Source organism: Saccharopolyspora sp. NPDC002686 (assembly GCF_040295745.1).
GTDB classification, from domain to species: Bacteria; Actinomycetota; Actinomycetes; order Mycobacteriales; family Pseudonocardiaceae; genus Saccharopolyspora; species Saccharopolyspora oryzae.
The window spans coordinates 1-5,276 of record NZ_JBEOVY010000454.1 but is presented as its reverse complement, the minus strand read 5'-3'; the positions used below and the strand labels follow the sequence as shown (position 1 = coordinate 5,276).

5 protein-coding genes and 1 pseudogene are annotated in these 5,276 nt (G+C 70.4%); 4 read left to right on the top strand and 2 right to left on the bottom strand.

The genetic code is table 11. The features are described 5' to 3' along the window. Positions 1 to 95 precede the first annotated feature (95 nt). Positions 96 to 977, bottom strand: a pseudogene (locus tag ABTZ89_RS35325) (SDR family oxidoreductase); the annotation flags it as partial. Positions 978 to 1,113: 136 nt separating this feature from the next. Between ABTZ89_RS35325 and ABTZ89_RS35320 the strand changes: the two are divergent. The 4 genes from ABTZ89_RS35320 to ABTZ89_RS35305 are packed head-to-tail and all read left to right on the top strand — an operon-like array spanning position 1,114 to position 4,573. Beyond that, complete coding sequence (locus ABTZ89_RS35320; protein WP_351053157.1) at positions 1,114 to 1,872, top strand: enoyl-CoA hydratase family protein; 759 nt, start codon at positions 1,114 to 1,116, stop codon at positions 1,870 to 1,872. After that, positions 1,872 to 2,729: a CoA transferase subunit A gene (locus ABTZ89_RS35315; RefSeq protein WP_351053154.1), complete on the top strand. Its 858-nt coding sequence runs from the start codon at positions 1,872 to 1,874 to the stop codon at positions 2,727 to 2,729. Before ABTZ89_RS35320 ends, ABTZ89_RS35315 begins: the two co-directional genes overlap by 1 nt. 21 nt (positions 2,730 to 2,750) lie before the next feature. Beyond that, the gene (locus tag ABTZ89_RS35310; protein ID WP_351053151.1) at positions 2,751 to 3,491 is read left to right on the top strand and encodes a CoA-transferase subunit beta; all 741 of its coding nucleotides are present in this window, start codon (positions 2,751 to 2,753) and stop codon (positions 3,489 to 3,491) included. An 11-nt stretch (positions 3,492 to 3,502) separates the two neighbouring features. Continuing rightward, positions 3,503 to 4,573, top strand: a complete 1,071-nt coding sequence (locus ABTZ89_RS35305; RefSeq protein ID WP_351053160.1) for an NAD(P)H-dependent flavin oxidoreductase — start codon at positions 3,503 to 3,505, stop codon at positions 4,571 to 4,573. Here ABTZ89_RS35305 and ABTZ89_RS35300 read toward each other — a convergent pair. Continuing rightward, positions 4,536 to 5,165 carry a TetR/AcrR family transcriptional regulator gene (locus tag ABTZ89_RS35300; RefSeq protein WP_351053148.1) on the bottom strand — a complete coding sequence of 210 codons (630 nt, stop codon included), beginning with the start codon at positions 5,163 to 5,165 and terminating at the stop codon, positions 4,536 to 4,538. The two genes, ABTZ89_RS35305 and ABTZ89_RS35300, sit on opposite strands and share 38 nt — an antisense overlap. Between the last annotated feature and the right edge of the window lie 111 nt (positions 5,166 to 5,276).

The window sequence follows — 5,276 nt, the reverse complement described above, 5'->3', positions numbered from 1 at the left end:
CTCGCCGGACGACCCGGGTAACTGCACCGCGTGGTCTTCGTCGACGAACGGGTCGCGGGGGACTGCGTCCAGCGCGTGGTTCTGCAACGGGGTGGCGGAGCCGGTTCGGGCGCTTCGGCGAGCAGTTCGCGGACCGCCGCACCGATTTCCCCCGCCTGCCAGCGACGTCCCGCATCGCGGGACGGGCCGCGGTCCCAGCCGGTCGCCACGGTCAGCTCGCCGCCTTGGACCTCGAACACCCGGCCCGTCACGTCGCCGGACTCCGCGCTGCCCAGCCAGGCGACCAGCGGGGAGACGTTCTCCGGTGCCATGCCGTCGAATCCGTCCTCCGGCCGGGCCATCATGTCGGCGAACACGTCCTCGGTCATCCGGGTCCGCGCCGACGGGGCGATGGCGTTGACGGTCACCCCGTAACGGGCGAGTTCGGCCGCGGTGTTGATGGTCAGCGCGGCGATCCCGGCCTTGGCCGCCGCGTAGTTGGTCTGCCCGACGCTGCCGAGCAGTCCCGCGCCCGAGGTGGTGTTGATGACCCGGGCCTGCACCTGCTCCCCCGCCTTCGACCGGTCGCGCCAGTGCTGGGCGGCGTGGCGCATGGTGGCCGCGTGACCCTTGAGGTGGACGCGGATCACCTGGTCCCACTCGGCTTCGGAGAGGTTGACGAACATCCGGTCGCGGACCACGCCGGCGTTGTTCACCAGCACGTCCAGCCGGCCGAAGCGCTCGACCGCGAAGGCCACCAGCTCCTGGGCCTGCTCCCAGTCGGACACGTCGGCGCCGTGCACCTCGGCCTGCCCGCCCATCGCACGGATCTCCGCCACGACCTGCTGGGCCGGCTGCTCGTCGCCGCCGCTGCCGTCGAGCCCGACCCCGATGTCGTTGACCACGACGTGCGCGCCTTGCCGGGCGAATTCCAGCGCGTGCGCCCGCCCGAGTCCGCGTCCCGCACCGGTGATGATGACGACCCTGCCTGCGCAGATCACCTGCTGCCTCCTGTCCACATCAGACGCTCCGGGCCGAGGCGCTGAACCCGGCGCACTCCGGTGCTGGCGGGTTGTCCTCGGATGTTGCTACGGTAACAACCCAACCAAACAAGTGCTAGGTTTGGCAGGTGTCATGGGCACGCACATCGAACGCCGATCCAGCGGGATCGTGGTCCTGACGGTCGACCACCCCCCGGTGAACGCACTACCGGTGCAGGGCTGGCACGAACTCGCCGAGGCCCTCACCACCGCGGGTGCCGATCCGCAGACCCGCGCCGTGGTGCTGCGAGCCGCCGGACGCGGCTTCAACGCAGGCGTGGACATCAAGGAGATCGCCGCCGATCCCGGTCACACCAAGCTCGTGGAGGCCAACCACGGCTGCTACGCGGCGTTCAAGGCCGTCTACGAATGCCCGGTGCCGGTGATCAGCGCGGTGCACGGGTTCTGCCTGGGCGGCGGGATCGGGCTGGTCGGCAATTCCGACATCATCATCGCCTCCGAGGACGCCACCTTCGGCCTGCCCGAGGTGGACCGCGGTGCGCTCGGCGCCGCGACCCACCTGTCCCGGCTGGTGCCGCAGCACACGATGCGCGCGATGTTCTACACCGGCCGCTCCGTGACCGCGCAGCAGCTGCTGCACTTCGGCTCGGTGTGGCAGGTCGTACCGCGCGACGAGCTGTCCGCCGCGGCGGAGGCGCTGGCCGAGGAGATCGCGGCCAAGGAACCGCTGGTGATCCGCAAGGCCAAGGAATCGCTCAACGGCATCGATCCGGTCGACGTCAACCGCAGCTACCGGCTCGAGCAGGGCTTCACCTTCGAGCTCAACCTGACCGGGGTCAGCGACCGGGCCCGCGCCGATTTCGTCCACAACGGACAGACGAAGGAGTCGTAGTGCAGGACAAGGTGCTCACCGCCGACGAGGTGGCCGCCGAACTGACCGACGGCATGACCGTCGGCATCGGCGGCTGGGGCTCGCGCCGCAAACCGATGGCACTGGTCCGCGCGATCCTGCGGTCCCCCGTGCGGGACCTGACGCTGGTCTCCTACGGCGGCCCGGACGTCGGGCTGCTCTGCGCCGCGGGCAAGGTCCGCAAGCTGGTGCACGGTTTCGTCTCGCTGGACTCCATCCCGCTCGACCCGCACTTCCGCGCCGCCCGGCAGTCCGGCGTGCTGGAGGTGGCCGAGTACGACGAGGGCATGGTGCTCGCCGGGCTGCGCGCAGCGGCCGCCCGAATGCCGTTCCTGCCGACGCGCGCGGGCCTGGGTTCGGACGTGATGGCGCTGAACCCGGAGCTGCGCACGGTGACCTCGCCGTACGCCGACGGCGAGGAACTGGTCGCGATGCCCGCGCTGAAGCTGGACGTCGCGCTGGTGCACCTCAACCGCGCGGACCGCTTCGGCAACGCCCAGTACCTCGGTCCGGACCCGTACTTCGACGACCTGATGTGCGCGGCGGCGCAGCGCAGCTACGTCAGCTGCGAGGAGATCGTGCCGACCGAGCGCCTGCTGGAGAACGGTCCGCCGCAGACCTTGCTGCTCAACCGGACCCTCACCGACGGCGTGGTGGAGACCCCCAACGGCGCGCACTTCACCAGCTGTGCACCGGACTACGGCCGTGACGAGGCGTTCCAGCGGCATTACGCGGCCAGCGCGAAACCCGAGGCCTGGGAGGCGTTTCGCGCCCAGTTCCTCGACGGAGACGAGCAGAGCTACCAGAAGGCCGTCGCCGCCTTCCACGCCCAGTCCTGACCCAGTCGAGGGGAAACCGGCATGATCACCAGAGCTGAAGTGTGCGCCGCGGCCTGCGCCGACACCTGGCGGGACGCCGGGGCCGCGCTGGCCTCGCCGTTCGGGACGATCCCGTCGATCGGCGCCCGGCTGGCCCGCCTGACCACCGCACCGGACCTGCTGCTCACCGACGGCGAAGCGATGCTGCTGTCGGAAACCACCGCGCTGGGCGAGGAATCCACCAGCCCGGTGGAGGGCTGGATGCCCTACGGCCGAGTGCTCGACATGCTCGCCGGCGGGAAGCGGCGGGTCATGATGGGCGCCTCCCAGGTGGACCGCTACGGCAACCAGAACATCTCCCGCATCGGCCCCTGGGACCGCCCGAAGGTCCAGCTGATCGGCGTGCGCGGCGCGCCGGGGAACTCGGTCAACCACACCACGAACTACTGGGTCGCCAAGCACAACCCGCGCGTGTTCGTGGAGTCGGTCGACCTGGTGGCCGGCGTCGGCCACGACCGGGCGCGGGAGGTCGGCGCGCAGTTCCACGACGTGCAGGTGGTGGTGACCGACCTGGCGGTGCTGGACTTCGCCGGACCGGGCGGCAGCATGCGCCTGCGCTCGGTGCACCCGGGCGTCGAGGTCGCCGAGGTGCAGGAGCAGACCGGGTTCGACCTCGTGGTGGACGACGTGGCCGAGACCAGGTCGCCGACCGACGAGGAGCTGGCGCTGATCCGCGAGATCATCGATCCGCGGAACCTGCGCGACCAGGAGGTCCCGGCGTGATCGAGCAGGTGCTGCGCACCCCGCTGTGCGACCTCACCGGCGTCCGCCATCCCGTGGTGCAGACCGGCATGGGCTGGGTCGCCGGACCCAGCCTCGTGTCGGCCACCGCGCGGGCGGGCGGGCTGGGCATCCTGGCCTCGGCGACGATGACGCTGCCGCAGCTGGCCGACGCGGTGCGCGAGGTCAAGGAACGCACCGACAGCCCCTTCGGCGTCAACTTGCGCGCCGACGCCTCCGACGCCGAGGAACGGGTGGACCTGCTCATCCGCGAGCAGGTCCGCGTCGCGTCCTTCGCGCTGGCGCCGAGCCAGCGGCTGATCGGCAAGCTCAAGGACGCCGGGATCGTGGTGATCCCCTCGATCGGCGCCCGGCGGCACGCCGAGAAGGTCGCGGCCTGGGGCGCGGACGCGGTCCTGGTGCAGGGCGGTGAGGGCGGCGGGCACACCGGATCGGTGGCCACCACGCTGCTGCTGCCGCAGGTGGTGGACGCGGTGGACATCCCGGTGATCGCCGCCGGCGGGTTCTTCGACGGACGCGGTCTGGCCGCCGCCCTGTGCTACGGCGCGGCGGGCATCGCGATGGGCACCCGCTTCCTGCTCACCTCGGACAGCCGCGTGCCGCGCGAGGTCCAGCAGTCCTATTTGGACGCCTCGGTGTCCGACACGGTGGTCACCGCGCAGGTCGACGGACTGCCGCACCGGATGCTGAAGACCGGGCTGACCGAAGCTGCCGAGTCCAAGAACCTGCTGCGCCGGCTGCCCGACGCGCTGCGGCAGGCGGTGGCGTTCAAGTCGATGATCGGCATGAGCTGGCGGCAGCTCATCACCGACGGCCTGGCCATGCGGCGCGCCCAGAAGCTGCCGCTGAACCGGGTCCTGCTGGCCGCCAACACGCCGATGCTGATCAAATCAGCGCTGGTCGACGGCCGCCCGGAGGCCGGCGTGCTGCCCGCGGGCCAGGTGGTCGGGATGATCGACGAGCTGCCCAGCTGCGAGGAGCTGATCGACCGCGTCGTCACCGAAGCGGCGAACGCCTTGTCGGCGGTCACTCCGGTTCTGCGATCCCCTCGCACAGGATCTTGACGTACTGGTCCGCGATGGCCGACGCGGTGAGCTTTCCGCGCGGGTTGTACCAGTGCACCGTCGTCCACACCATGTCGCGGATGAAGCGGTAGGCCAGCTTGACGTCGAGGTCGGAGCGGAAGACCCCGGCGCGCTGGCCCTCCAGCAGCACGCGGGTCCAGGTGCGCTCGAAGTCGTTGGCGGCCTTGGTCAGGTAGTCGAAGCGGTCCAGCTGCTCGAGGTACTTCGACTCGTTCTGGAAGATCGCGATGGCCGCCCGGTGCTTCTGCATCGCGGCGAAGGACTGCCGGACCAGCTCGGTGATCGCGGTGCGCGGATCGGTGGCCTCCCGCAGCACCTTCTCGTTGGTGCGGTGCTGGTCGTCCAGGAAGGCGCGCAGGATCTCGTCGACCATCGACTCCTTGGAGTCGAAGTGGTGGTACAGGCTGCCGGAGAGGATGCCTGCGGCGTCGGCGATGTCGCGCACCGTGGTGGCGAGGAACCCGCGGGTGGCGAACAGCTCGGCGGCGATGGCCAGCAGCTCGGCACGCCGCTCGGAACCGGATTCCCGCGTCGGGCGGTTCCTACTGGACAAGCGCTTGGTCGATACCACGGCACAATCCTCTCAAAGCCTGGTGACCACCACCTCCGCAGGCCCTCCACGGCCATCCGGGTCCGCAAATTCCATTGAAATCGGACGTTCGATTTCAATGGAATTTGCGGC